Origin of the sequence: Collinsella sp. AM29-10AC (assembly GCF_003469085.1) — a bacterium.
GTDB lineage: Bacteria > Actinomycetota > Coriobacteriia > Coriobacteriales > Coriobacteriaceae > Collinsella.
In genome coordinates this window covers 39,680-64,446 of sequence record NZ_QSKB01000007.1, presented here as the reverse complement: position 1 = coordinate 64,446, position 24,767 = coordinate 39,680, and the positions used below count along the sequence as shown (strand labels likewise).

Annotated in this window: 25 protein-coding genes; 12 read left to right on the top strand and 13 right to left on the bottom strand. The window is 58.5% G+C overall.

The window, feature by feature from the left end; genetic code table 11:
* Positions 1-47: 47 nt before the first annotated feature.
* The 4 genes from DW754_RS03615 to DW754_RS03600 form a co-directional block, all read right to left on the bottom strand.
* A complete protein-coding gene (locus DW754_RS03615; RefSeq protein WP_117635687.1) occupies positions 48-368 on the bottom strand; it encodes a multidrug transporter in 321 nt (106 codons plus the stop codon).
* Between the two features lie 444 nt (positions 369-812).
* On the bottom strand, positions 813-1,751 hold the full coding sequence (locus DW754_RS03610) for a helix-turn-helix domain-containing protein (RefSeq protein ID WP_117758372.1): 939 nt from the start codon (positions 1,749-1,751) through the stop codon (positions 813-815).
* A gap of 434 nt (positions 1,752-2,185) precedes the next feature.
* Positions 2,186-3,265, bottom strand: coding sequence for a 6-phosphofructokinase (locus DW754_RS03605; protein ID WP_117758373.1), 1,080 nt, complete (start codon positions 3,263-3,265; stop codon positions 2,186-2,188).
* Between the two features lie 139 nt (positions 3,266-3,404).
* Positions 3,405-4,490, bottom strand: a complete 1,086-nt coding sequence (locus tag DW754_RS03600) for a carcinine hydrolase/isopenicillin-N N-acyltransferase family protein (protein WP_117758374.1) — start codon at positions 4,488-4,490, stop codon at positions 3,405-3,407.
* A 161-nt stretch (positions 4,491-4,651) separates the two neighbouring features.
* Between DW754_RS03600 and DW754_RS03595 the strand changes: the two genes are divergently transcribed.
* From DW754_RS03595 to DW754_RS03585, 3 genes are all read left to right on the top strand, one after another.
* A complete protein-coding gene (locus DW754_RS03595; protein ID WP_199411433.1) occupies positions 4,652-6,037 on the top strand; it encodes a M18 family aminopeptidase in 1,386 nt (461 codons plus the stop codon).
* A gap of 215 nt (positions 6,038-6,252) precedes the next feature.
* Positions 6,253-6,633: a translation repressor RelB gene (locus tag DW754_RS03590; protein ID WP_117584152.1), complete on the top strand. Its 381-nt coding sequence runs from the start codon at positions 6,253-6,255 to the stop codon at positions 6,631-6,633.
* Complete coding sequence (locus tag DW754_RS03585; protein WP_117629925.1) at positions 6,626-7,117, top strand: PIN domain-containing protein; 492 nt, start codon at positions 6,626-6,628, stop codon at positions 7,115-7,117. Before DW754_RS03590 ends, DW754_RS03585 begins: the two co-directional genes overlap by 8 nt.
* Before the next feature lie 179 nt (positions 7,118-7,296).
* On the opposite strand, the gene DW754_RS03580 is transcribed toward DW754_RS03585, so the two are convergent.
* From DW754_RS03580 to DW754_RS03570, 3 genes are all read right to left on the bottom strand, one after another.
* Entirely contained in the window at positions 7,297-8,232 is a 936-nt protein-coding gene (locus tag DW754_RS03580; RefSeq protein WP_117758375.1) for a D-2-hydroxyacid dehydrogenase, read from the bottom strand.
* Between the two features lie 134 nt (positions 8,233-8,366).
* The gene (map, locus tag DW754_RS03575; protein WP_117758376.1) at positions 8,367-9,254 is read right to left on the bottom strand and encodes a type I methionyl aminopeptidase; all 888 of its coding nucleotides are present in this window, start codon (positions 9,252-9,254) and stop codon (positions 8,367-8,369) included.
* A gap of 160 nt (positions 9,255-9,414) precedes the next feature.
* Complete coding sequence (locus DW754_RS03570; protein WP_117758377.1) at positions 9,415-10,191, bottom strand: radical SAM protein; 777 nt, start codon at positions 10,189-10,191, stop codon at positions 9,415-9,417.
* 225 nt (positions 10,192-10,416) lie between these two features.
* Between DW754_RS03570 and DW754_RS03565 the strand changes: the two genes are divergently transcribed.
* The 8 genes from DW754_RS03565 (at position 10,417) to DW754_RS03530 (ending at position 17,344) form a co-directional block, all read left to right on the top strand.
* The gene (locus DW754_RS03565; protein WP_117758378.1) at positions 10,417-11,214 is read left to right on the top strand and encodes an alpha/beta fold hydrolase; all 798 of its coding nucleotides are present in this window, start codon (positions 10,417-10,419) and stop codon (positions 11,212-11,214) included.
* A 211-nt stretch (positions 11,215-11,425) separates the two neighbouring features.
* On the top strand, positions 11,426-13,306 hold the full coding sequence (locus DW754_RS03560; protein ID WP_117758379.1) for a diguanylate cyclase: 1,881 nt from the start codon (positions 11,426-11,428) through the stop codon (positions 13,304-13,306).
* Between the two features lie 23 nt (positions 13,307-13,329).
* The gene (locus DW754_RS03555) at positions 13,330-13,686 is read left to right on the top strand and encodes an Hpt domain-containing protein (RefSeq protein ID WP_117758380.1); all 357 of its coding nucleotides are present in this window, start codon (positions 13,330-13,332) and stop codon (positions 13,684-13,686) included.
* Between the two features lie 230 nt (positions 13,687-13,916).
* A complete protein-coding gene (locus DW754_RS03550; RefSeq protein WP_117758381.1) occupies positions 13,917-14,477 on the top strand; it encodes a hypothetical protein in 561 nt (186 codons plus the stop codon).
* A gap of 8 nt (positions 14,478-14,485) precedes the next feature.
* On the top strand, positions 14,486-14,815 hold the full coding sequence (locus tag DW754_RS03545; RefSeq protein ID WP_117758382.1) for a helix-turn-helix transcriptional regulator: 330 nt from the start codon (positions 14,486-14,488) through the stop codon (positions 14,813-14,815).
* Positions 14,816-14,959: 144 nt separating this feature from the next.
* A complete protein-coding gene (locus DW754_RS03540; RefSeq protein ID WP_117758383.1) occupies positions 14,960-15,721 on the top strand; it encodes an ABC transporter ATP-binding protein in 762 nt (253 codons plus the stop codon).
* Entirely contained in the window at positions 15,718-16,542 is an 825-nt protein-coding gene (locus DW754_RS03535) for a hypothetical protein (protein ID WP_117758384.1), read from the top strand. The genes DW754_RS03540 and DW754_RS03535 overlap by 4 nt, the downstream gene beginning before the upstream one ends.
* A complete protein-coding gene (locus DW754_RS03530; RefSeq protein ID WP_117758385.1) occupies positions 16,526-17,344 on the top strand; it encodes a hypothetical protein in 819 nt (272 codons plus the stop codon). Before DW754_RS03535 ends, DW754_RS03530 begins: the two co-directional genes overlap by 17 nt.
* A 110-nt stretch (positions 17,345-17,454) precedes the next feature.
* Here the strand turns inward: DW754_RS03530 and DW754_RS03525 are convergent, their stop codons facing one another.
* From DW754_RS03525 to DW754_RS03500, 6 genes are all read right to left on the bottom strand, one after another.
* Complete coding sequence (locus DW754_RS03525; RefSeq protein WP_117758386.1) at positions 17,455-18,264, bottom strand: gamma-glutamyl-gamma-aminobutyrate hydrolase family protein; 810 nt, start codon at positions 18,262-18,264, stop codon at positions 17,455-17,457.
* A 52-nt stretch (positions 18,265-18,316) separates the two neighbouring features.
* The gene (locus DW754_RS03520) at positions 18,317-19,081 is read right to left on the bottom strand and encodes an amino acid ABC transporter ATP-binding protein (protein ID WP_089572310.1); all 765 of its coding nucleotides are present in this window, start codon (positions 19,079-19,081) and stop codon (positions 18,317-18,319) included.
* A gap of 36 nt (positions 19,082-19,117) precedes the next feature.
* On the bottom strand, positions 19,118-19,951 hold the full coding sequence (locus DW754_RS03515) for an amino acid ABC transporter permease (protein WP_117758387.1): 834 nt from the start codon (positions 19,949-19,951) through the stop codon (positions 19,118-19,120).
* Positions 19,948-20,607 (bottom strand): amino acid ABC transporter permease, encoded by a 660-nt coding sequence (locus tag DW754_RS03510; protein ID WP_022094657.1) that lies wholly within the window; start codon positions 20,605-20,607, stop codon positions 19,948-19,950. Before DW754_RS03510 ends, DW754_RS03515 begins: the two co-directional genes overlap by 4 nt.
* Positions 20,608-20,745: 138 nt before the next feature.
* The gene (locus DW754_RS03505) at positions 20,746-21,741 is read right to left on the bottom strand and encodes a glutamate ABC transporter substrate-binding protein (RefSeq protein ID WP_117758388.1); all 996 of its coding nucleotides are present in this window, start codon (positions 21,739-21,741) and stop codon (positions 20,746-20,748) included.
* A 457-nt stretch (positions 21,742-22,198) separates the two neighbouring features.
* Positions 22,199-23,980, bottom strand: coding sequence for a 1-deoxy-D-xylulose-5-phosphate synthase (locus DW754_RS03500; RefSeq protein WP_117758389.1), 1,782 nt, complete (start codon positions 23,978-23,980; stop codon positions 22,199-22,201).
* A 228-nt stretch (positions 23,981-24,208) separates the two neighbouring features.
* Between DW754_RS03500 and DW754_RS03495 the strand changes: the two genes are divergently transcribed.
* Positions 24,209-24,766, top strand: coding sequence for an HD domain-containing protein (locus DW754_RS03495; RefSeq protein ID WP_117758390.1), 558 nt, complete (start codon positions 24,209-24,211; stop codon positions 24,764-24,766).
* Position 24,767: the final 1 nt, after the last annotated feature.

Sequence of the window (24,767 nt, the reverse complement as noted above, 5' to 3'; positions counted from 1 at the left end):
CCCGGCGTTTGCCCCGTTTTGCTGGGGATGTCTGTCGTTCAGTGCTCTTACTGGCCAATCCAGTGTTGCGCATAGCTCTTAATGTCCTCGGTAAAACCGTCAAGGTCGTCAAGGGTGATCACGCTGTCGATAAGCAAATTGGCTATCTCGCGGTGCATTGTGCTGCGGCGAATGTCGTTTGCAATTACGCCTGAGGACAGCTTGTCTCTATTGAGGCGCTCTTCTAGTGCCCAAAATCTACTGGACGCTTCACTGTCGCCGTTCAGTATCTCAACATACTGGCCGATGAGCTTTTCCATATAACGTTCTTGCCATTGAGGAAGCATTTTCTTAAACAGCTTCCAGTCGCTTTCGGCTACGTCGCGCATATGTCCTCCGCTCGTTAAACGGGCTTTTCCATTTGCCTTTCATTCTATTTGGTTTTCGCTCACAGGCGTGGATGAAGGGCTTTCTCCAGCCTTCGAGATTGGGCTTGAATAGGTCGTATGCCGCAAAACGGGCCTATCTACTACGTTTGCTACCACACCCTCGACCATGACAAAGATTATGAAATTAAAACCGCAGGTAGAGGGCTTGCAAATATTCGGAAAAGGCGGGTATGGTCGGCCCTCTCGAGTTAAACGTAGTAAATAGGCCCTTTTCTTGGCGCGTGGTCAGCTCAATGCTAATCTCCGTGCCGGAACTGACCCAGTTGTTTGTAGGTTGCGGTGATATACGGACTGTTTGGCGCTTTGGAGCTTCAAAACAGTCCCTATCTCACCGCAACTTAGGAGAAGGGCGGGGGTGGTTGGGTGCTGGTGGGTCGGAGCGTGTTAGGCCTGTTGGCGGTGCTTCCATTGTTTGCGGCACCAGCGCATGAGCGCTTTGATGACGGGAATCGTGATGAGGATGATCCATGCAGGATGGGGCTGTCCCAAACAGAGCCACATGTAGAGGAACCAAGCGATGGCGGCTGCCGGGTAGATGACCTCGATCAGCTTAGATAAGTGGCGTTGGTCGATAAAGTCGCCAAGCGCGTAATAGACGGGAATCAGAAAGACGAGGAAGAGTCCCGTAGCCCATGTGCCGTAGACAATGCCGAGCACCAGATAGGCGAGGGCGACAAGCGCAGGGAAGGGGAACTTGTTCCATGCACGTCCGACCTTGGTGTGGAAATGCTTGCCGTGATGGTCGAGCTTGTCGTGTGCTTCCTTCCAGCTGGAAAACGTCTCGCCGTCGATGGTGACGGTGCCGTCATCATTGGTGCGTACGCTATGTCCATCGTCCTCAAGCGTATCGATATGCACGCCGTCCGGCCCCACATGCACCTCTTCGCCCTTGCGCTCGTTGGTCACATGGATGCCGCTCCAACCAACATGGACTTCCTCGCCTTTATTGGGATCAATGACGTGGATACCGCGCGCGAGGGAAATATCGACAAGTGGCTTATCGCTGCAATCAGCGTGTTCAGTAGAAGCCTCAGCCTCCTCAGCCTTATCTGAAGCTTTGGTGCCGGCGTTGCTGTTCTGCGCCTCATCATCAGCCTGCGAGTCGTCAGTGCTATCCACCGCCTCCCCATACAGCAGCTCATCCAGCGACACGCCATACAGCGCGGCGAGCGCAATAAGGTTATCGGTATCGGGAGAGGATTCGCTGCGCTCCCATTTACTGACAGCCTGACGACTCACACCCAGCTGGGCGGCAAGCGCCTCCTGAGAAAGCCCGGCAGCCTTGCGGCGATCGACGAGCCGCTGTGCCATCGCAAGATCCATGACAGTTCCTTTCATGTGGTGACCGTAATCGAATGAGCCGAGTATGCCGAGAACAACCGGTAGCGACCACCATTTCTAGTTAGAATCTGCCCCAACCCTACCGCAACTACCGGTAGCAACCCCTAACGACCAGCCATTTTAGGACAAATGTCAGTGCAAGTAGCAGCCAAGAGTCCCCACTCAGTAAGTTACGGTGGAATAGTTTCTAGATTCAGCCATTTGCGGGCTAAGCGGGAACTATTTCACCGCAACTTAATTTCAGACCAGGCACCCGCAGCAAGAAGACGAATAGCCCCGGCGAGTATGTAAACGCAGGGCCCTCCGACCCCGCCCGACGATTTCGATTGGCGACCTTTGACGGAGTCAAGGGAGGAGCCAAATCGAAATACGTCGGGCGGGGTCGGAGGGCCCGATGGGGTGGATTCCAGCCGAGGCTATTCGTCGCCGAAGCTGATGCCCAACGCCTTGGCCTCGCGCACCAGGTCGCTCTGGGGGTCGACAAACTTGAGCTTGCCGGCGACCTCCTCGAGCGGCATGTGGCACATCTTGCCGTCACGCAGGGCAATCATGTAGCCAAACTCGCCGCGTAGGCACCCCAGTGCCGCCTCGACGCCGCACTGGGTCGCAAAGATGCGGTCCTGGGCGTCGGGTTGGCCGCCGCGCTGCGTGTGGCCGGGGATGGCGACGCGGGCCTCGCGACCAGTCTTGGCCTCGATCTCCTTGGCGATGTCGTAGACGATCGACGGACTCGTGCGCTCGGCGAACTTTTTCTTGTACTCCTTCTTGGGCAGCGCCGCGTCCTCCTTGGAGATAGCGCCCTCGGCGACGGCTACGATGGTAAAGCGGCTGCCGGTCTCCATGCGATGCTCGATGGTCTTGATGACGTTGTCCATGTCGTAGGGGATCTCGGGAATCAGGATGACGTCCGCGCCGCCCGCGACGCCGGCATACAGCGGAATCCAACCGACCTTGTGGCCCATGATCTCGATGACAAACACGCGTCCATGGCTCGAAGCGGTGGTGTGGATGTCGTCGATACACTTGGTGGCGACGTCGATGGCGCTTGTAAAACCAAACGTCAGCTCGGTGCCCCAGGTGTCGTTATCGATGGTCTTGGGCAGGGCGATAACGTTGAGGCCCTCTTCGCGCAGGCGGTTGGCGGTCTTGGTGGAGCCGTTACCGCCCAGCATAAACAGGCAGTCGAGCTGCAACTTGTGATAGGTGTGGACCATCGCGGGCACCTTCTCGACGCCGTCGGCCTCGGGAGTATCCAGGCGCTTGAACGGCGTACGGCTCGTGCCCAGGATGGTGCCGCCGCGGGTGAGGATACCGCTAAAATCGGCGGGCGTCATGACGCGGAACCTGCTGTAGATAAGGCCCTGGTAGCCGTCCTCAAAACCGTAGATCTCGATAGGCTCTTCGCTATTGGTCATGAGTGTTTTGACGATGCCGCGCATGGTGGCGTTGAGCGCCTGGCAGTCGCCGCCACTGGTAAGAAGACCGATCCTGAGCATGATGAATCCTTCCGGGCAAGTTATAACATGCGCATAAGTTTACCCCCGCACACTGTTGATACAGGGGTAAAACGTGTTAGCTCAAATGTATAGAAATGTAAGCAACGTCAGGGAACGTAAGGCCGACGGGCCTGGCTCCTTACAGTGCGAAGGCATCGACGTTGCCCCAGTGGCGGCGCAGCGTGATGGCGGCAGCGGGCTCGGTGTTGTCGAAGACGACCGACCACTGCGTGTTGCTGGTGATGTCTTCCGGATTGGGCTCTTGCGCCGCAGCGCGCAGGGCCTTCCAAGCGACTGCCTCGTCTTGGGCACCGACATGGGCGTCAAGGACATCGGCGATTGCGACGGCGCGCTCTTTACCATGGCCCAGCTCGCCATTCTTTTGGTTGGGCAGCACTTCGTCGTCATAGCAGGCATAGAAGTTCGTAACCTGGCGCACAGGAGTCGCTTTGAAAGTGCGGTCCGGATCGCGCGGATCCCACTCCACCACCCGCGCGTCACCGGCGGCGTCGTTGACAAAGAAGTGGTAATCGCGTCCTGCCATGGCGTGCATGTCGTAGGCGGAAAGCAGGTCGACAGCTTCTTGCGTGGTGGCGGCACGGTCGAGCACCAGACGGATGGCGAGCGAGGTATTGATGACGGGGCGTTGCGTGTCATGGTCACAGGGCTTGGAATCCAGGGTGAGTACGGCAATGGACACGCCACATTCGTTAACACCATCGAGCTGGGCAAACGGGCCCATGAGTGCGGCGGCGCGTCCGGCGACGGAGTCAAGCGGAGTGTTATCGCCCAGGTTGTTAAGGGCCGCAAAGCCGATGGAGGCGTAGCCGTCGCGCGGGTGATTGCGCACCAGCAGCGCCGAGGTGTCGTCCTTAAAGTCGTAATTGCGACCGGTGCGCACGCGGCCTTCGGCATCTACGGCGACAAAAGCGCTGCAGGCAAACTGGGGCGCCTGGACATGTGCCGGCACACCGGGCAGCACCTGCGCCACCACGGCATCGATGTAGGCCTGGTCGTCGCGCACGCCAGCGGCGATGATGCGATCAAGATCGTAGTCGTAGGCAATGTCGATTGCGTACAGGTCATAGCCATCCGCGTAGCCGGTCAAGCGTTTGAGCGACGCGACGGACTTGATTTGCTTGCGGTAAACGATGCCGGTGGCAGCGGCAAGGCCGACGGCGGCTCCCGCGACACCGCAGGCGATGGCAATGTTACGTGGCTTCATGACGACTCCTCTCGTCCTGTTAGTGCAACTGTCGCAAAAGGAGCGCGGGCATGATGGCTCAACTTGGTGAGCGGCGCGGAATTTAGCACGGAATGAAGAGTGCGGCGCTGGCGTGGCGGGGTATGCTGGAGGGGATCATCAGCCCAGCGAAAGGGGAGAGCATGACGGATCAGGAAGCGCCCGAGCGCGCGCATGTGACGGCCGACGATATCGAGGCTGCCAACGACCTTATCGACTTTATCGAGGCATGCCCCAGCATGTTTCATACGGCGGCGACCATTATGGCCGAGCTCGACGAGGCGGGCTTTACCTACCTGCCCGAGAATGCAGCGTGGGATATCGAGCCGGGCGGGCGTTATTACACGCAGCGCAATACCTCTAGCGTCATCGCTTTTAAGGTGGGCGAAGACCTGGCCGCTACGTGGGGCGAGGACGGCGTTGCCGGCGACTATCATTTTCAACTCACGGCGTCACACAGCGATTCGCCGACGTTTAAGGTTAAGGCCGTGCCCGAGCTCGACGGCGCGGGCGAGACGCTGCGCCTGAACACCGAGGCCTACGGCGGCATGATCGACTACACCTGGTTCGATCGCCCGCTGGCACTTGCGGGCCGCGTGCTGGTGCGCGAGGGCGACCGTATCGAGAGCCGCTTGCTCGCTACCGAGCGCGAAGTTGCCATCATTCCGAGCCTTGCCATCCATATGAATCGTGGCGTTAACGAGGGCTTTGCGCCCAACCGAGCCATCGACCTGTGCCCGCTCATCAGCGCCGGTGACCTTAAGCAGGGCGACTTTGACGCCCTGATCGCCGACGAGCTGGACGTTGAGCCCGAGCAGATTTTGGGCCGCGATCTGTTCCTGGTCAATCGTCAGGATGCGCGCATTTGGGGCTGGGCCGACGAGTTTATCTCGACGCCCAAGCTCGACGACCTGGCCTGCGCCTACACCTCGCTGCAGGCATTTTTGGGTGCCGAGAACGCGCACGACGTGTCGGTCTTTTGCTGCTTTGATAATGAGGAGGTTGGCTCCGAGACCAAGCAGGGCGCCATGTCGACGTTCTTGGTCGACGCGCTGCGCCGCATTAACGGCTCGCTGGGCTTTGACGACGAGTCGTACCACCGTGCGCTTGCCGCTTCGATGCTCGTGAGCTGCGACAACGCGCATGCCGTGCACCCCAACCACGCCGAGAAGTGCGATGCCCGCAACCAGGTGGTGCTCAACGGCGGCATCGTCATCAAGGAGGCAGCCAACCAGCACTATTGCACCGATGCCTTTAGCCGCGCGGTGTTCCAGGCTATCTGCGATGACGCCGACGTGCCCACGCAGGCCTTTGCCAACAAGAGCGATATGGCCGGCGGTTCTACCCTGGGCAATCTGTCCAATATGCAGGCGAGCATGCATGCCGTGGACGTGGGCCTGCCGCAGCTTGCCATGCACTCGAGCTACGAGACCGGCGGCGTGCGCGACGTAATGTACGCCATCCGCGCCCTCACCGCCTTCTACGAGCGTGACCTGACCATCAACGGCGCCGAAAGCGTGGAACTCTAAAACCTGCCAAAAAGGGACAGGTTTATTTTGGCAGGTTTTATCTGGGCGAATGCAAAGGGTGAAACCGAACTAGATCTGCGATACGTGGCCGCCGAGGTGCAGTGCGCCTCGGCGGCTTTTTGTGTACAGAGTACGGCTAATGCTTATAAATGCTATACATGCTTTACGTATCTACCATAGAGCTTTATGATATTTTGAAGTATTAAGGAGGAGTCATGACCACAACAGCCGCTCAGATCAACGTACGTCTCGATGCCGATCTTAAAAGGAGTGGGGACGCCGCTCTCTCCAAGGCCGGTATGACGCCGAGCCAAGCGGTGCGAGCGCTCTGGCAGCTTGCAGCATCGCTGGCCGATCGCCCCGGTGCGCTCGAGGATATCCTGCTGCCCAGTCGTGCCCGGGCGGAACAGCGCGAGCGCGAAAAGGCCGCCAAACGTAAGCTCGAGCTTATGGATCAGGGGTCGAAGCTGTTCGCTGCCGCTTGCTGTGAGTCGGGAATCGATATGGTCAAGGCTCAGCCATCGGACGACGAAGAGCTCAAACGGAATGCCTATGCGGATCGCTATGGCGAGGAGATGAGCTGGCTCTATGAGTGAGACTCCAAAGCGCATCTTGGTTGACACCAACGTGTGGCTCGATTACTTCATTCCCTCACGACGTGGTCGTTCGGTGGCGATTGAGTTTTTACGCGATGCATGCACGGCGCAGGTTGATTTGCTGTATGCGGCGACATCGTCCAAAGACCTGTTTTATTTGATTTCAAGCGAACATAAGGCATGGTATCGGCGAGAGCACGGTTCGCTTTCCCAGTATGCCGCTACGGTAGCGACTTCGCTTGCATGGGATTGTCTTAGCGTGCTGTCGCAGCTTGCCACGCCAGTGCCCTGTGACCTGAGCGACATCTGGATGGCGAGCAGACAGCGTGAGCTCCATAGCGATTACGAAGACGATTTAATCATTGCGGCAGCGATACGCGCTCAAGCAGATCTACTGGTCACCAACGATGTCAAACTCTGTTCACACGCACCCGTTGCAGCAATGAGCGTAGAAGACGCAAAGAATTACTTAGCAACGCTCTAGCAATTTGAAGACCCTGCAGGTTGAGCAAACGCCAGCGAGAGCCCGCCAGAGTGAGCAAGGTGACGTGAAAGAGGAGGGCATAGGCCTTTTGGCCATGCCCGACGATTGAACGTCAGATTGCCGCTCTGGCGGGCTCGCAGCGTCGAGGGGTTCCGGCGTTTGGCAAAACGCCGGAACAATTAGTGCTCGATCCAGCAGCGCAGGGTCTCGCCGGCCTGCAGGTGACGCAGATTCTCCGCGGCGATGTCGACGACGTTGTTGAGCGTGGCTGCCAGGTGGAACCAGCCGGAGACGTGCGGCGTGATGAGCATGTTGGGCGCATCCCACAGGGGGCTTGTCGCGGGCAGCGGTTCGGGGTCGGTGACGTCGACCGCGGCGCCGGCGAGATGTCCCGACTCCAGAACGGCAACCAAGTCATCGGTGACCACAAGGTCGCCGCGGCCGCCGTTGGCAAAGAAGGCACCTGGTTTCATCGCGGCAAAGAACTCGGCGTTCGCCAGACCGCGGGTCTCGGGCGTGCTCGGCATAAAGGATGCGACGATGTCGGCCTCTGCCAGGCGCTCAGGTAGGGCGTCCATGCCGTCCATGTCCTCAAACACAATGGGGTAGACGAGTGGATGGCGCTTGATGCCGCGGACGTGCGCGCCCATGCCGCGGCAGAGCGTGGCAAAGTGACCGCCGATATCGCCCGCGCCCAGCACCAGCACGTTGGCGTTTTTGAGCGAGGTAACTGGCCCCAAATCCTCCCAGCGATGTTCGCGTTGCAGGTCCTGGTAGCCGGGCAGGTGCTTCATCATTGACAGCACCATGGCAAACATGTGCTCGCTTACGGCCTGACCGTAGGCGCCGATCGAGCAAGACAGTTTAGCCTCGGCCGGCACGGTGCCGGCGGCAAGGTAGTCGTCATAGCCCGCGGTCTGCAGTTGCAGCAGCTGGAGGTGCTGGCATGCGGGGAGCATGGCGGGGTCAACGTTGCCCAGAATCACGTCGGCGTCAGCGACCTGCTCGCGCGTGACGGCGTCGGCGCTCGTGTAGATAAAATCTTCGCCCGGAGCGCTCGACTCGAGGATCGCGCGGTGACGATCGTTGACGGGCAGCAAAACCAGGATGTTCACAAGCAGTCCTCTCCACTCAACCTGCCAAAAAGGGACAGGTTTATTTTGGCAGGTTTTATCAGGCAAAACGCTTAAATAAAGCGCCGGGCGCTCATGGACGGTTATAAGTCCATGAGCGCCCGGCGTCCGTGCGGCTACCAGCTCAGCAGCTCGTAGCCGTCCTCGGTCACTACGAGCTGTACCTCGCACTGGGCCGAATCGCTGCCGTCCTTGGTGCGCACGCACCAACCGTCACCCTTGCTAATCTTGATGTCGGGCGCTCCGGCATTGACCATGGGCTCGATGGTAAAGACCATGCCCGGAGCCATGATGGTGTCCACATCGGGCGCCTCGGTGGTAAAGCCTACAAACGGGTCCTCGTGGAACTCCTTGCCAATGCCGTGTCCGCCGTACTCGCGCACCACGCTAAAACCGGCGTCCTCGACCGTCTTTTGCACTGCCTCGGCCATCACGGACAGCGGTAGCCATGGCTTGACGGCGGCTAGACCCGCTTCCACGCTGGCGCGAGTGACGTCGACCAGACGCTGGCGCTCGGCAGAGACCTTGCCGATGCAGAACATACGGCTCGAGTCGCTAAAGTAGCCGTCCAAGATCGTGGAGCAGTCCACGTTGATAATGTCGCCCTCGTGCAGCACGTCCGTATCGCAGGGGATACCGTGGCAGACCACGTCGTTGATCGAGGTGCACACGCTCTTGGGATAGCCCTCGTAGTTGAGGTCGGCCGGCGTGCCACCGTGCTCGACGGTGTAGTCGTAGATCATCTGGTCGATCTGATTGGTGGTCATGCCCGCGGCGATGTGCTCGCCTACGTAGTCGAGCACGCCCACGTTGATGGCGGCGGAGCGCTTGATGCCCTCGATATCGGCGGGCGTCTTGTAGAGCGTGCGGGGCAGAACCTCCCAGCCCTCTTCCCACAAGCGTTCGAGGCGCTCATCAAAGACGCTATGGCATTTCTTGTATTTCTTGCCGCTGCCGCACCAGCAAGCGTCGTTGCGGCCGGGCACGGGTCCTTTGTCATACATGGCTAGCTTCCTTTCGTTCGCAGCTAGTATAGCCCACCCACGCGTCCATAAAAGTTTCGGTGATATAGTTCCGATTTAAGCGGTTTAACAGCACAAATAGGAACTATATCACCGCAACTGATGGAGCGGGATGGCTGACACTAGCTGCTGCGTGGTTTTGCTAGTAGCTCACCTGGCAGGGGATGCCGAGGGCTTGGACGCGCGCGGCAATGGCGTCGAGCACCTCGGGCGCTGCTTTGGCAAGGCCGGCGACTGGTGTCTCGCGCGCGACCGTGTAGATGGTCGCCTCCTGCGGACGAATGCGCTCAAGCGCCGCGAGCCAGGGGGCAACATACTCCTCGCCGGTATTGTCGATGAGCTTGCCCTGATACTCGCCGGTCAAAAAGATCGTCTGGATAATAACGTGACCGTCAAAGCTTGCGAACGTCTCGATCTGGTGTTCGACGTTGTAGGGGCCAACAGGCTGGTCGAGCAGCTGGATAAACGCCGGGTCGACGGTATCGAGCTTAAGAATGTTGTCGTCGACCATCATGAGCGCGTCGTGCACCTCGGGGCGGTCGGCGCGTGTGCCGTTGGAGAGCACGGCGATCTTGGAGTTTGGGGCAAGCTCGTCGCGCAGTGCGACGGCGCCGGCGATGGCCCGTGGAAACTCCGGTGCGGCGGTGGGCTCGCCGTTGCCTGCGAAGGTGATTACATCGGGGAGCTCGCCCTCGGCTGCCATCTCGCGCAGCTTTGCCTCGAGCGCTTCGAGTACCACGGCAGCCGTGTTATACGGCTCATGGCAGGGGCGCTCGGCGTTGAGGCCGTTCTCGCAGTAGATGCAGTCGAACGTGCAGATTTTGCCGCTGGCCGGCATCATGTTGACGCCGAGCGAGAGACCAAGGCGACGGCTGCGAACGGGCCCAAAGATGGGGCTGGCATTCAAAAACGTAGACATAGGCATATGCTCCTCAAGACAATTGTGCCTAAGCATAGCATCGGCTCCAAAGCAAGGTGTGGGCTCTTGCTTTACAAGTTTCGTTTTTTCACGTCGCTCATGATGCCGTGCCATGAAAAGCCTCGGGTCGGGTAAAGTTAATCTGTTAACAAGGTGTAAAGCAATGCGGGTCCATCCAACCGTGCTGACGTGCAACTGGATGAGCATTGATGATGGGGGCACAACATGGATTTTACGGTCGAGAATGCGGGCACCACGATTGCCTGTCGCGAATATGCCGACCCGGATGTGTCGCCTGATGCTCCTGCCTTGGTGTGCGTGCACGGCGCTTGTGTCGACGGCACATTTTTCGACGGCATCGCTTGTGAGCTCAGTCGCAACTACCGCGTAATTGCCTACGACCGCCGCGGCTGTGGTGGCAGCAGCGATGCGGCAGACGGCAGCTATGATCTTGCCGCTCAGGCCGCCGATCTGCAAGCCGTGATCGAACACGTTGGCGCTCCGACAAATGTGCTTGCGCACAGCGCCGGTACGTTGGTGGCGCTGGAGCTTCTTCGTACCGAACCCCATCTCGTCGCCCGTGCGATTCTGCATGAGCCGGCTGTGTCGGCCGAAGGCGTCGGCATGGGCGCAGCCCCGGTTTTGCTCGATATGATTGCGGCTGGAAAGGTTTCAAGGGCGCTCCGGCTTTTCTTGGGAGCCCTCGGCGACTTGGACCCCGAGGCTCCTGGAACGACCGAAGCGGAAGCCAAACATGCCCTGCGCAATGGTCGTTGCTTCATGGCCAATGAATACGGGATTACTATGACCTGCGTTCCCGATTGGGATAGCGTTCGCGCGTCAAAAACGGTGGCCGCCGTGCTCCTGGGCGAGCTCTCGATTGGCACGCCCCGCGAGGCTGGCACGCGAGCGGCTGCCGAATATCTCGATTGCCCTCTCGTGACGATCCCGGGCGCGCATAACGGTCTGCGCGATCGCCCGGCAGCGGCTGCCCGGGCTGTCCGTGGCATCCTGGGGCTCTAACACCCGCAATGGCCAAAGCAGGCTTCACCCGCAAACGTTTCGGCCGTGTTAACAAATGTGCTCAAAACCTCACGTCTGCGACTTCAATCGCGCCGCCTGCCAACTCATAAAAATGTAACAGCATTCACGTACTTACCTGCATCGACAAGGTGTTACCCTTGTAGCATTTGGAACCCACCGCTACCATGCGAAACTATCGAAAGGGCCCCATATGCTCAATAATCACGAGGTCAATCTAACCGACGAGGAGGCTGCCGCTGAGGTCGCCCGTGTCGCGAAGAACTACCCCGTGGTGCGTTTGCTGTCGGCCGATCAGATTAAGAGCGAGCCTAACTGCTTGCTCGCCGGCGATCGCTGCCCTTGTCTGCGTCAGTCGAGTCTTGAGGCTTTGGCAGACTCCGATGAGGTGTCGGAGCAACTGCTCAATGATGGCACTGAGTACCGCGCCCGTCTACGCCCTCTGAAGGTCGAGGGCGAGCCTCACGTCTTGCTGATGGTGCGTCCGATTGATGAGCAAGAGGCCGCGGAAGAGGACCTTGTCTACACCGACGTGCTGACGAGCGTGCGCAATCGCCGATATTACGAGGAAAAGCTTCGCAGCGCCCGCATGAATGCCGGCGTTGCGATGATCGACGTTGATGATTTTAGGGCCTTCAACGATACGTGTGGCCGTCATGCCGGCGACCTTGCGCTCGGTGCTGTGGCGACAGCCATACGCAGCGGAATTCGTTCGACTGACGAGCTTGTGCGCTATGGCTGCGACAAGTTTGTGGTTGTCATGCCCAATATTCCCTCCGATGACTTCACCCGTCGCCTGCATCAGGTGTCCGATGCCGTTCATTCCACGATTATTCCGGGCCATGAGTACGTGAGCTTGACGGCATGTGTTGGTGGCGTTCGCATTCATGGCGAGACGGTCGATGAGGGCGTTGGCCGCGCTGCTCAGTTACTGAGCCGCGCTAAGGCAAAAGCCGGTACGGTCGTGACCGATGCCGATTCCATCGAGGCCTTCCAAAGCGAAAAGCCTTTGGTGCTTATCGCCGATGACTCCGAGATGAACCGAGCCATTCTCAGCGAGATGCTCAAGGACGAGCATTGCATCCTCGAGGCCGATAACGGTCGTGCGGCGCTCGACATGGTCGACCGCTATGGCGATGAGTTGTCGCTCGTGCTGTTGGACATTGTGATGCCGGGCATAAGCGGCTTTGAGGTGCTGGCCGATCTGTCGCGCCGATCGGGTATCGATAATCTGCCTGTCATCATGATTTCGAGCGAAGATTCCGATGATGCGGTTCTGCGCGCGTACGAGCTGGGCGCCTCGGACTATATCAACCGCCCGTTTGACTCCCGTGTCGTGCGCCGCCGCGTAAGCAACACCATCCGCCTGTACGCCAAACAGCGCCGCCTGACGAACCTGCTGTCCCAACAGTACAACGAGCGCGTCAAGAACAGTCGCATGCTCATCGACATCATGGCCGGCGTCATGGAGCTTCGCAACGGCGAGAGCGGCAGGCACGTTACGAACATCGAAAAGCTGACCGAGCTGCTGCTTGGCTATCTGGTCCAGCGTAGCGGCACGATCTCCCTCGACAATGAGGAACGCTCCACGATCGCCCTGGCTTCGGCGCTGCACGATATCGGCAAGATGTCGATTGACGATGCGATCCTCAACAAGCCCGGACGCCTTACGCCCGATGAGTTCGAGATTATGAAGACGCATACCACGATCGGCGCCGACATGCTGCTTGAGCTGGGTAGCCATCACGCCGGTAATGCGCTTATGGAATATGCGTACCAGATTGCGCGTTGGCACCACGAGCGCTGGGACGGCAAGGGTTATCCCGATGGCCTTAAGGGCGACGATATCCCCATCGCCGCACAGGTGGTTTCGGTGGCCGACGTATACGATGCGCTGACGAGCGTGCGCGTGTACAAGGATGCCATCCCGCACGAGGAGGCGATCCAGATGATCCTGGACGGTAAGTGCGGCACCTTTAACCCGCTGCTGCTCGACTGTCTGCTCGAGGTGCAAGACCGTATTGCCGAAACATTGGCGCGCCCTGCCGAGGTCGTTGCGCTTCCTACGATTTAGTTTGACCAAAGGAGTTTGAATCCATGATTTCCATGCGTGAAGCGTATGAGAAGATCGGCGCCAATTATGATGACGCTTGCACTCGGCTGATGGGCGAGGAGATGCTTGCCCGCTTTGCCCTCAAGTTTTTGGATGACGAGAGCATGGACAAGCTGGAGGCCGCCATGGCGGCAGGAGACGCCAAGGAAGCGTTTATGGCAGCTCACACGCTCAAGGGCGTGAGCCAGAACCTGGGATTCGATAATCTGTACGAGCCGGCGGTCGTGGTGACCGAGGCGCTGCGCGGCGCCGATGCCGTTGACGGCGCTCGCGCGGGAATGCATGCGTTGCAGCAGCAATATGCGGCTACGATGTCGGCCCTGCGCGAGGTGGCCGAGTAAGAGCTCGCGAGCTTTGATGGCTATGAGAGTGGATAATCTCCCGTTTTAGGCCCGGTGGCGACCTCAAAGTGGGAGATTATCCACTCTCGTTCGATACGTGTCCAAAAATCCACTCTCACCCCTTCTGATTGGTGAATGGCCTATGCGCACTGGCGGGGCTTTCCGCATGCAATCCATATCGTTGTTCGATAAACTATTCGGATAACGATAGATTCGATGAGGGTGAGTGTATGTCCAACAGCGTTCAGCGTATGGCCAAGGCGGGCGAGACTGTAAGGAAGCTTGGCTTTTGCATGGCGGTCGTTTTTGCGGGAATGCTCGTCGCTTTTGCCGCGTTGGTTGTTTACGTGATCTGGTATGCGGTTGCAAACGTTGTTTCTGTCGATTCTTTCGGTGTCGTGACGCTTCTCGATGGCGGGAGCATCGTTATCCCAAGCGGGCTGTGCCTGGCACTCGTCGTGGGTGTTTCGCTTGTCGTTTTGTGCGGAATCAGCCATAACATCTCTCGGGGCGTCTCGCCCTTTACCAAGACGCATGTGCGGCTTATCCGTGTTCTCGCGCTTGCCTTTGCTGTTAACGCCGCGGTTTCGCTTGTTGGTGCCTATGGATCGGTCAATCTCACCATTGGCGGACTGGAGCTTTACATCGTGCCTCATTCCTTCGTTATTGAGATTTGCCAAGGCGCTACCTTTGATGCGGGGTCGTTTATCGGCGCAGTTGTCTGTTTGTTTATCTCGGCGATCTGGAGTTATGCCTCGCTGCTCCAAGAGCAGTCTGACGAGCTTGTGTAGGAGGAAACATGAGCTATCTCATCATCGAGCTTGAGACGCAGCTGCTTAAGACCGGAAAGACCAGCGCTGATCTGATTCGGGCGACGGGGCATACTCCGGCTAATATTTCAAAGCTTAGAAACGGAAAGATAAAAGCTATTCGCCTAAAGACGCTTCTCGATATCTGTGATGAGCTTGATTGTCAACCGGGAGATATTATTCAGCGCGTGAGCGAGAAAGAGCTTGAGGAGCTTATTGTCGAGCGCGCAAAAAATGTCGTGAGACAGATGCGGGACGGCGGAGGCAATGAGGTATCGCTTCCGACATCAGTCTTCGCTGTCGATTTGAGTGACGAGTAGCTTAAGGCAAACAACTAAAACGAAGTATCAGCGTGAAGGGACCTGTGTCTAACACGGGTCCCTTCTTTTAGATTATCTTGACAAATATGAGTTATCGAAAAACAATAACAACCATGGAAAACGATAAAGGAAAGAAGGAACGATATGAGCGGTTTTGCTATCAAGCAGAACGGGAGGCCAATGAACGCATCAGCGATAAAGCTATCAAAAGTATCAAAGCGCTACGGGAAACGGCGCGTTTTGCATGACGTTTCTTTCGAGGTGCATCAGTCTGAGCTCTGTGCCCTTGTCGGTGCAAACGGTGCGGGCAAAAGCACGCTTATTAAAATCGTCTTGGGCCTCTGCGAGCCATCGTCGGGGAGCGTGGAGCTCTTTGGAGGCAAATCAAAAAGAGAGCTTGGCCTGATGCGGACGCGTGTCGGCTATGTGCCAGATTCCAGCGGAGCATACCAATCCCTCAGTGCGGTTGAGAATCTCCAAATCCGATGTTCGGAATGGGGGCTTGATGCGAATTGTGAGATTCCTCGCGTTTTGAGCCTAGTCGGGCTGGACGTCGAAGAGAAAAAGAGCGTGAGCAGTTTTTCTTTGGGAATGAAACGGCGGCTGGATATAGCTACGGCTTTATTGGGCGACACCGACGTACTAATTTTCGATGAGCCGGCAAATGGATTGGATCCGTTGGGCATCGAGAGTATATGGGCCCTTATCGGTCGATTGAATCGAGAGCAGGGTAAGACCATGCTCATCTCTAGTCATGATTTGGATGAGTTGGCATCGGTTGCAACAAGCTGCCTGTTTCTTCATGACGGCGAACTGCTGAAAAAGGAACCGATGGACGTCATAAGGGATGAGGCGCCATCCCTAAAAGAGTATTACAGGCGCTTGATGAAGGCGGTCTCGCTATGAAGCGGGCGATCCATCCCATAAAGGCGGACATGATGCGTTTACACAGGATGTTTCCGGCGCAGTTTTGTCTTGCGCTTATGCTGGCGTTCGGCCTTCTCTTCGGTGTCTTTCTAAAAAGCGGAACAACGTTGCTAGCCTTTGGCAATAGCGTTTGCGGGGAGGATATTGGATTCTTTTGGAATGTAATCGACTCTTCTGCGCCTGATGAGTCCCTTGTGCGCAGTGCTTTTGCCGGCACCTCTCTGTTCGTTCCGCTCATCGTTTGCCTGGCGATTTTACAGGAGCGCGGCTATGAAGAGGGATGCCGAATTTCTTCAGCAAGAGGTCTTGCCCGCTTTAACGGGGTTCTGGCACATGTACTTTCGTCTGCTTTAATAATCGGCGCAGCATATAGTGCGCTTTGCCTTCTTCTGTTTGTAATAGCGATAACACGTGGAGGGCAAAACTATGCGCATAGCATGCTGACTGCATTTTTGCCCGCAATGATAGTCAACGCCGTATTGGTGATATCGGTTGCGCTGGAGACGGTGACCATCTATCGGATAACGGGCAGCGCTGTATTGAGCGGGGCCGTGGTGATAGTTGGATTTGTCATGAGCTTGACGCTCTACGGAGCTTTCCTTCAGGCACCTATACCATCCTTGCGATGGATCTTCTTCCTTCCGGGGCCGTACCTTGGAGTCGGATGTGCCCTTGGGTATAGCGATATGGGGCAGCTGACGCTTCTGGGATATGGCGTGGCAGCCAGCTGTCTATCGGTATTGATTTACGCTCTCTTGAGCTTTCGCGCTGGGGGTGTGCTCAATGGCTCGTCAGATTAAAAGACTTCTCCAGTCAGAATTGAAGCATGTGAGCAAATGGGCGTACGCCTTAATCCTGGTAATTTATGCGTACATGGTGATATTGCAGCTTACTTCTTTCCCGATGTGGTTCTGTAGCCTCCGTGAGAACAGTTTCTTGGGTTTTTTCCCAGACCCGACGCTTCGGCTATCGGCGGAGGATGTCCTTCTATTTGGTAATGCAGAGGTTTTTCGTGGTCTGCTGTTCAACGTAGCCCCGTTGGCTCATGCATTGTTCTTTCCGTTCATCGCGGCTTGCATTGTACCGCGCTTTGTCAGTTCGGGCTTTATTGAGGAACCGTGGGGGTTGTCGGAGGCTCGGGGAGGGAAGCGTGTGTGCGCTATCGTTGCGCGAGTGGTGCTATCTTCTTTTGCCCTTTTGGGCGCGTTTGTCCTGTCGAGTGTCGTTTTGTACTGTCTTAACTGTGCAATCGTTTCGGATGCTCAGCAGTATTTCAACCTGCATGTATTTTGCTATCGACTTGTTCTTGCTGCCGCTGCCTGCCTTGCATACGTGGTTTCTTGCGTAATCGTTGTTTCCTATTTTGGGTCCGGCTTCGGTCCGATTGGCATGCTGTTGCTTGTCAACGTCGTAGCGATCTACATACAGATCGGGGCCAATTCCATGCTTCCGCTTCCAGCCTCGATGCTCATGTGGATTTGCGGCGTGACCCCGTTGGGGAATGGTCAATGCATCTCGATTTTAATTGACTGCCTCATAAACGTAGCAAGCGTTTTTATCATTTGCTTTACTGTCGACCGATTGCGGTCAAGATTTCTCTGATTGTTTGTGAGGGATAATCATACCGAGCATATCAAATACAGGGGGGCGGGCACCGTAGCTGGTGTCCGCCCCCCCCGGCTTAGGAGGCTTTAACCTGAGTGGTTCGCGAGCTAGCGGGCCTGCTTTACCTTTGCCGCCGCCTCGACAAACGACTTCCACAGGTTAAAGTCGGTTTCGAGCGTCTTCCACGTGTACTCGGGATGCCATTGCACGCCTAGACAGAATGGTTGGCCTTCGACCTCGATGCACTCGGGAACACCGTCGGTTGCCTTGGCGACCAAACGCGTGCTCTTACCCAGACGGTCGACGCAGCAGTGATGTGCCGAGTTGGTCTGGATCAGCCTGTGCCCGCCAAGCGCGCGCTCCAGCAGCGAGCCCGGCACGACCTCGACGGGATGTACGGGGTCGTTGAGCACGTGGGTATGGCGCCACTGCGTGCGGCCCTCGCGAGCGCCCAGGCTCGGCACGTCCATGCACAGGGTGCCGCCAGTGGCGACATTGAGCAACTGCGTGCCGCGGCAGGTGGTAAAGAGCGGCTTTTTGGCGCGGAGTACCTCGCCGACCAGCTTAAATTCAAAGCTATCGCGGATCTCACAGCACAGCGTGGGGTCGTAGGGTCGATCATCGCCCCAACGTTTGGGGTTGACATCCGGGCCGCCGGGAATAGCGATACCGTCGGCGATATCGACGTAATGGCGGATGACCTCAATGTCCTCGGTGATGGACATCTGCAGCGGCAGGCCGCCGGCGGCAAGGATGGCATCGACAAAGACACTTGCGATTTCCTCGTTGGGGGAGAGCGTCTCGCTTAAAAACGGCTTCGCCTCTTCCCAGCGCGGTGCGACGAGGATGAGCGGGCGGTCGGCGGGATCGACGTCGACGTGCGGGGTGTATGACGATGAAGTGTGAGTTCCGATCATAGGTGTTGCTTTCGAGTTTGGATGGTCATGGCGAGCAGATATGGCAATTGGGCTAGTGGCCCTTGATGGAGTTGAGGAAGTCTTGGGCGCGCTTGGTCTGGGGGTGGTCAAAGAACTCGTCGGGCGTGCCGGTTTCCACGATCTGGCCGTCGGCCATAAACACGACGCGGTCGGCAACGCGGCGGGCGAAGTTCATCTCGTGCGTAATGACGATCATCGTCATGCCCTGCTGGGCCAGGCGGACCATGACCTCGAGCACCTCGTTGATCATCTCGGGGTCAAGGGCACTCGTGGGCTCGTCGAAGAGCATGGCCTTGGGCTGCATGGCGAGCGAGCGGGCAATGGCCACGCGCTGCTGCTGGCCGCCCGAGAGCTGAGCGGGCACCTTGTCGGCCTGTTCGGCAACGCCCACGCGGCTCAGCAGGTCCATGGCGCGCTCACGAGCTTCCTCCTTGGACACGCCCAGCACGTCGACCGGCCCCAGCATGACGTTCTGCAGCACCGTCATATGCGCGAACAGGTTGAACTGCTGAAACACCATGCCCAGCTCGGCGCGCATGCGGGCAAGATCCTTGCCTTCCTGCGGCAGAGGCTCGCCCTCGATGAGGATCTCGCCCGAGTCGATGGTTTCCAGGCGGTTGATGGTTCGGCACATGGTCGACTTGCCCGAGCCCGAGGGGCCGATCACGACGACGACTTCGCCGCGGTCGACCGAGAGATTGATGTCGTTGAGGACGTGCAGATCGCCATAGTGCTTATCGACGTGCTTGAGCTCGATCAGCGGCTGATTACCGGTAGAAGAAGTGCTCTGTGCCATGGTGCTCGGCTCCTTATGACTCGAAATGGTAAATCGTTAGCGAATGATGGTCGCGCCGGTCTTGTGCGAAACGTAGACAGCGGCCTTGTTGATTGCGACGTTGATGAGGATATAGATGACCGCGATCACCAGGTAGACCGACACGAGGGCGTCGTAGTTGGTAATGAGCACGCGGGCGTTTTGCATAAGGTCGGGGTAGCTCACCACGTAGGCGACGGTGGTGTCTTTGACGACGACCACAAGCTGCGAAATCAACGACGGAATGATAAACCGAATGGCCTGCGGCAGCACGATTTTAAAGGTGATTTTAGCCTTGGAGAGACCGAGCGCCTGGGCTGCCTCGACCTGGCCGCGCGGCACGGCATTGACGCCGGCGCGGAAGATCTCGGCGAGTACGCCGGCTGCGGCGAGCGCGACGGGAAGCGTGAGCATCCAAAACGACGGCAGCGCGATCTTGTACTGGGGCAGCACCAAAAAGAAGAAGTAGATGAATAGCAGGCTCGGCACGCCACGGAAGAAATCGGTGAGCACGCGGCAGACCAGCTGCAGCGGCTTGATGTCGCTGGTACGGCCGAGCATGAGGGCTAAGCCCAGTACCAGCGCGATGGCGCCGGCGGTGAGCGCGACCTTTACTGTGCCCTCAAAACCGGCAAGCAGGAACTTCCAGGTGGTGAGGTGCGTAAAGAAGTACCAGTAATGGACCGAAAGCTGGCCGGTCACATAAAAGCGCTGCAGTACCAGAGCGATGAGCGCGGCCACGGCAACAAGTGAGATGGCGGTGCCGACGCGAATCTTGGCGCGCATCTTGGGGCCGGGAGCCTCGTAGAGCGCATCGCGCATGGTGAGCGCGGAGGTGGAGTGCTTGCTCATCGGAGGATCCTCACCTTCTTATCGATATAGTTGCCAATGTGGCTCACCACAAAGGCCGTGCCCAGGTAGCCGAGCGCCGAGATAAAGAACGCGGCGACGCCGCCGAGCGAGCGCGTGTTGATGTAGCTCACCACGCCGGTGAGCTCCTGCGGTTTAAGCGGCACCTGACTGCCGAGCGCGGTGGTGAGCATGACGGCGATAAAGAGGTTGGTCATGGGCAGCACGCTCGAGCGCAGCGCCTGCGGAATCACGATCTTGGCGAGGATACGGCTGAAGCTCATGCCCAGCGAGCGGGCGGCTTCCACCTGGCCGACACCGACGGTGTTGATGCCGCTCATAAAGTTCTCGGAGCCAAAGGCAGAACCCAAGAGCACTGTGGCGACGATGACGCAGGTGCGGTAGGGCAGGACGACCTTGAGCGGGGGCAGCGCATAGACGACGATAATGAGCAGCGCGATGCCGGGGATGTTACGGAAGACCTGGACATACAGGTCGCCAAAGACGCGCAGCGGCTTGAGCGGCGACACGCGCATCACGGTGACGGCGACGGCCAGCACCATGGCGATGGCAAACGACTCAAGCGTCATGCCCCAGGTTGCTAGCAGCGCGTCGATATAGTTCTGGCCATAGAGCGACCAGAGCTCGGAGAGACTCATGCGGACCTCCCGCCGGTAAGGAAAGGGGCTCCCGTGTGTACGGAAGCCCCGACAACTCAGTGAGGAAACAGTTTACCGCAATAAAGCGCATCATGCGTTTCCGTATGGTTTCATTGCGGTCGTTACCAGGCTCGCTGCCTAGGCGCCGATCTCGGGCAGCTCGGGAACATTGGTGTCGCCCGTGCGGTCGCCGATGCAGATCTGCCACAGCTCGGTCCAGGTGCCGTCGTCCTCAATCTTCTTAAGGAAGTCGTTGACGAAGGCGACGCCGTCGGAATCGAGCGGCAGGCCGATGCCATAGGGCTCCTTGCTGCCGAAGGGCTTGCCGGCAATCTTGTACTTACCGGGCTCGCGGACCAGGGCGCTCTGCTGCATGTTGTTGTCGATGACGTAGGCGTCAACGCGACCCTGCTGGAGTGCCTGGCGGGCCTCCTCGTCGGTCTTGAACTCCTGCTGGCTGGCCTTGGGAGCGAGCTCCTCCAGGATGGCGGGGCCGTTGGAGCCGGACTGGACGGCGACGTTCTTGTCGGCCAGGTCGTCGACGCTCTTGATGTCGTCGTTATCGGCGAGTACCAGGATGGTCTGCTGCGTGTAGTAATAGGGACCGGCAAAGGAGACGAGCTTCTTGCGCTCGTCAGTGATGGTGTAGGTGGCAAAGACGGCGTCGACCTGGCCGTTCTGCAGGACGGACTCACGCGTGTCAGAGGTCACCTGGGTGATCTCGACCTTGTTCTCGCCCAGAATGTAGTTGGACAGGAGCTGTGCGATACCGGCGTCGAAGCCGCGGGTCTGACCGTCCTTCTCGTTGAGGAGGGAGAAGAGCGTGGAGGTCTGGACGCCACCGATCGTAAAGACGCCGGCATCCTTGACGGCCGTGGCCCAGGTGCTGGCGGCGATGGCGTCGTCATCGGCCTTGGGGCCGTTGTCGACAAGTTTGTCGAACGTCTTGGCGTCGAGCGTGGTGGAAGCCTCGGTATCCTCGGAGCTCTTGGAGGAGCCGGCGGCGGAACCCTTGTCGGCCTCGGCGCTGGTGTCGGAGCAGCCGGCAAGACCAAGGCCGGCGACGGTTGCGAAGGTGGCGGCAACGAAGCCGCGGCGGTCGAGAACGACCTGCTGGGAGAGGTTCTTGCTCATGGGAGAACACCTTTCTCAATAAAATCCCTAGCGGTTGAGTAGAGTTATACCCCATCGCGCTCAAATGGGTCAACACGAAATAACTCAGAAACATACTTACCTTATGGGTTATTGTACCTACCAAAAAGGGACAGGCACCTTTGTGGTGGTTCTTGCAGATGTGGTGGCCTGTCTCGCTGCTTTGTCTCAATCTGTAACATCTGCAGCCGTTTTTGCCGAGTAACTGTTACAGATCGAGATTTTCTCTTCAGGGGAATTCGAATGTCTCAATCTGTAACATCTGGACGGCCAAAAGGTCCCTATCTGTTACAGATTGAGACAAAGGTCTGGGACTAAGATGTCTTATCTCAATCTGTAACAGGTAGACGGAAATTCGGGCCCTAGATGTTACAGATTGAGATAATCGTGTCGTGAAAACAAAAACCTCCGCAGGGGTGCTTCCCTTGCGGAGGTTTTCTTACTCGTTGAGTAGCCTTACGGCTTCGGCGGCCATGTTCTCGACCGTCATGCCGTTCTGAGCGAGCAACTCGTTGGGGTCGTAGCGGTCGGGGAAGCCCTTGGCGATGCCAAAGGTGCGCGTGCGCAGCGGCGTGCAGGCCAGATAACATGCCACGCGCTCGCCCCAGCCACCGTCCAAGATGCCGTCCTCGAGGGTGACGACAACGCGATGCTCAGCGACAAGGCTGTCGAGGAACTCACGGTCAAGCTCGGTTGCAAAGCGCGGGTTGACGAGCGTGGCCTCGATACCGTACTCGGCAGCCAAGCGGTTTGCCACGCGCTCGCCCAGCTCAAAGAAATCGCCGAGCGCGAGCACTGCTACGTCGCGACCCTGGCGCACCACGTTGTAGCGAACGGCGCTGTAGTCGGTGCCTTCGGCGGGCGCAAGGTCGGGACGGCTCACCAGGCCAATGCCCGGTACGCGGATCGCCACGGGATGCTCGCGGTGGTCGAGCGACCAGCTCAGCATGGACAGATATTCCTCCATGCAGGCCGGCGCCAAGTAGTGCATGTTGGGAAGAGCGCCCAGCATGGAAATATCGAAGAACGAGAGGTGCGTCTCGGATGTGGTGCCAAAGATCGACGCGCCAAACACCAGGATGGTTGCCGGGGCGTCGTTGAGGCACAGGTCGTGCCACAGCTCGTCGTAGGCGCGCTGCAAAAACGTGCCGTACACACCAAAGACTGGCTTGGCGTCCGAGCGTGCAAGCGCGGTGGCAAAGGTCACAGCGTGCTCCTCGGCAATGCCCGCATCGACGAACTGTTTGCCGGCGGCAGCGCGAAGCTCGGGTGTAAAGCCCATAATGTAGGGCGTGGCGGCCGTGATGCCCACGACCTGCGGATCGCGCTCGATGGCGGCGCTGAGCGCCTCGCCCGTAATGTCGGCATAGGTGCGCGGCGCAGGCTCGCTCGGATGGCCCGGGCAGAGCTTGCGCCCAGTCGCCATGTCAAACGGACCCACATGATGCCAGCGCTCGGGGTCGCTCTGGGCTGGCTCAAAGCCCTTGCCCTTTGCGGTGGAGACGTGCAGCACGATGGGATGATCGATATCGCGCAGCTCCTGCAGCGTGTCGACCAGGGCCAACACATCGTTGCCGGTGTCCAGATAGCAGTAGTCGAGCCCCATCGCGCGGAAAACGTTGCGCTCACAGGTGCCGTTGCTGGCGCGTAGCTCGGCCAGATTGCGATACAGGCCACCGTGGTTTTCGGCGATGGACTGGTCGTTATCGTTGACGATGATGATCAGGTTGCTGTCGAGCTCGGCGGCATTGTTAAAGCCCTCAAACGCCAGACCGCCCGAAAGCGAACCGTCGCCAATGATGGTGATGACGTTGTACGCATCGCCCGCCAGGTCACGAGCGTGCGCCAAGCCGCAGCCCAGGCTCACCGACGTGGAGGTGTGGCCCATGGCGAACAGGTCGTGCTCGGACTCGTCAGGATTGGCAAAACCAGAGGCCTCGCCGTAGCGTGCCGGGTCGATATAAGTGTACGCGCGCCCAGTCAGCGCCTTGTGGGCGTAGGTCTGGTGCGAAACATCAAAGACAATCTTGTCGATGGGGGAGTTAAACACGCGATGGAGCGCAACCGTAAGCTCAACGACGCCCAGGTTGGGGGCAACGTGCCCGCCGACGGCGGCGGAGCTTTCGAGGATGGCGTGGCGGATCTCGCCGCAGAGCAGCGGAAGCTCGGCGCGATCGAGAGCCTTGACGTCCTCGGGCGTTGTCGTTTGCGTAAGCAGCATCGTTGTGGGTTACTCCATGCGAATCGTGCGCCGGCACTCCCTCGGCCGGCACAATTGCACAAGACAGTCTCGCACATTTTGGCGTTTGATATGTGACGGCGGCGCGGTAATTCGCCAACTGGTGGGGCAAAACGTTTTGTCCGATGCCATACTGGTAAATTCGATGATGATTTTATTCATTGCGCGCAGGCCGCGGCTTGCCGCCGAGCGCCGCCGGAAGGAGGCCGCATGTCCGATACCGTTCGTGCCGAGAAAATCGCGCGCGAGGTCGACGATGCCGCCCGTCAGCTTGCCCAGGCGGGCCGCTTGGACCTGATGCATGAGTTTATCCAACATGGCGATGTGACGGTCTATACGCATGTGACCTCGGTAGCGCGGGCAAGTCTGTCCTTTGCCGAGCGCCTGGGCCGCGTCGGTATCTCCGTCGACCGCTTATCGCTGCTGCGCGGGGCCCTGCTGCACGATTACTTTCTCTATGACTGGCACGATCCCGACCCAAGCCATCGACTGCATGGCTTTCGTCACCCGTTTTTTGCCTTGGCGCGTGCGGAGGAAGATTTTGAGCTGACGCCGCGCGAGCGGAATATTATCGTACGGCATATGTTTCCGCTGGTACCGGTGCCGCCGACGTGTCGTGAGGCATGGATTGTGTGCCTGGCGGATAAATGGTGCGCACTGCGCGAGACGATTGCCGGCCGTCTGCCGCGCAAAGGCGGCGCGAACGATTTGAACGAGGGCACGAGTGACGGTTCGAGCAAAGATTCGAGCGAAAAGAGGAGAGGGTAGA

Coding starts and splice junctions, on each gene's coding strand:
- DW754_RS03615 (WP_117635687.1), bottom strand. CDS start 368: ATGCGCGACGTAGCCGAAAGCGACTGGAAGCTGTTTAAGAAAATGCTT.
- DW754_RS03610 (WP_117758372.1), bottom strand. CDS start 1,751: ATGGATCTTGCGATGGCACAGCGGCTCGTCGATCGCCGCAAGGCTGCC.
- DW754_RS03605 (WP_117758373.1), bottom strand. CDS start 3,265: ATGCTCAGGATCGGTCTTCTTACCAGTGGCGGCGACTGCCAGGCGCTC.
- DW754_RS03600 (WP_117758374.1), bottom strand. CDS start 4,490: ATGAAGCCACGTAACATTGCCATCGCCTGCGGTGTCGCGGGAGCCGCC.
- DW754_RS03595 (WP_199411433.1), top strand. CDS start 4,652: ATGACGGATCAGGAAGCGCCCGAGCGCGCGCATGTGACGGCCGACGAT.
- DW754_RS03590 (WP_117584152.1), top strand. CDS start 6,253: ATGACCACAACAGCCGCTCAGATCAACGTACGTCTCGATGCCGATCTT.
- DW754_RS03585 (WP_117629925.1), top strand. CDS start 6,626: ATGAGTGAGACTCCAAAGCGCATCTTGGTTGACACCAACGTGTGGCTC.
- map (WP_117758376.1), bottom strand. CDS start 9,254: ATGTATGACAAAGGACCCGTGCCCGGCCGCAACGACGCTTGCTGGTGC.
- DW754_RS03570 (WP_117758377.1), bottom strand. CDS start 10,191: ATGTCTACGTTTTTGAATGCCAGCCCCATCTTTGGGCCCGTTCGCAGC.
- DW754_RS03565 (WP_117758378.1), top strand. CDS start 10,417: ATGGATTTTACGGTCGAGAATGCGGGCACCACGATTGCCTGTCGCGAA.
- DW754_RS03560 (WP_117758379.1), top strand. CDS start 11,426: ATGCTCAATAATCACGAGGTCAATCTAACCGACGAGGAGGCTGCCGCT.
- DW754_RS03555 (WP_117758380.1), top strand. CDS start 13,330: ATGATTTCCATGCGTGAAGCGTATGAGAAGATCGGCGCCAATTATGAT.
- DW754_RS03550 (WP_117758381.1), top strand. CDS start 13,917: ATGTCCAACAGCGTTCAGCGTATGGCCAAGGCGGGCGAGACTGTAAGG.
- DW754_RS03545 (WP_117758382.1), top strand. CDS start 14,486: ATGAGCTATCTCATCATCGAGCTTGAGACGCAGCTGCTTAAGACCGGA.
- DW754_RS03540 (WP_117758383.1), top strand. CDS start 14,960: ATGAGCGGTTTTGCTATCAAGCAGAACGGGAGGCCAATGAACGCATCA.
- DW754_RS03535 (WP_117758384.1), top strand. CDS start 15,718: ATGAAGCGGGCGATCCATCCCATAAAGGCGGACATGATGCGTTTACAC.
- DW754_RS03530 (WP_117758385.1), top strand. CDS start 16,526: ATGGCTCGTCAGATTAAAAGACTTCTCCAGTCAGAATTGAAGCATGTG.
- DW754_RS03525 (WP_117758386.1), bottom strand. CDS start 18,264: ATGATCGGAACTCACACTTCATCGTCATACACCCCGCACGTCGACGTC.
- DW754_RS03520 (WP_089572310.1), bottom strand. CDS start 19,081: ATGGCACAGAGCACTTCTTCTACCGGTAATCAGCCGCTGATCGAGCTC.
- DW754_RS03515 (WP_117758387.1), bottom strand. CDS start 19,951: ATGAGCAAGCACTCCACCTCCGCGCTCACCATGCGCGATGCGCTCTAC.
- DW754_RS03510 (WP_022094657.1), bottom strand. CDS start 20,607: ATGAGTCTCTCCGAGCTCTGGTCGCTCTATGGCCAGAACTATATCGAC.
- DW754_RS03505 (WP_117758388.1), bottom strand. CDS start 21,741: ATGAGCAAGAACCTCTCCCAGCAGGTCGTTCTCGACCGCCGCGGCTTC.
- DW754_RS03500 (WP_117758389.1), bottom strand. CDS start 23,980: ATGCTGCTTACGCAAACGACAACGCCCGAGGACGTCAAGGCTCTCGAT.
- DW754_RS03495 (WP_117758390.1), top strand. CDS start 24,209: ATGTCCGATACCGTTCGTGCCGAGAAAATCGCGCGCGAGGTCGACGAT.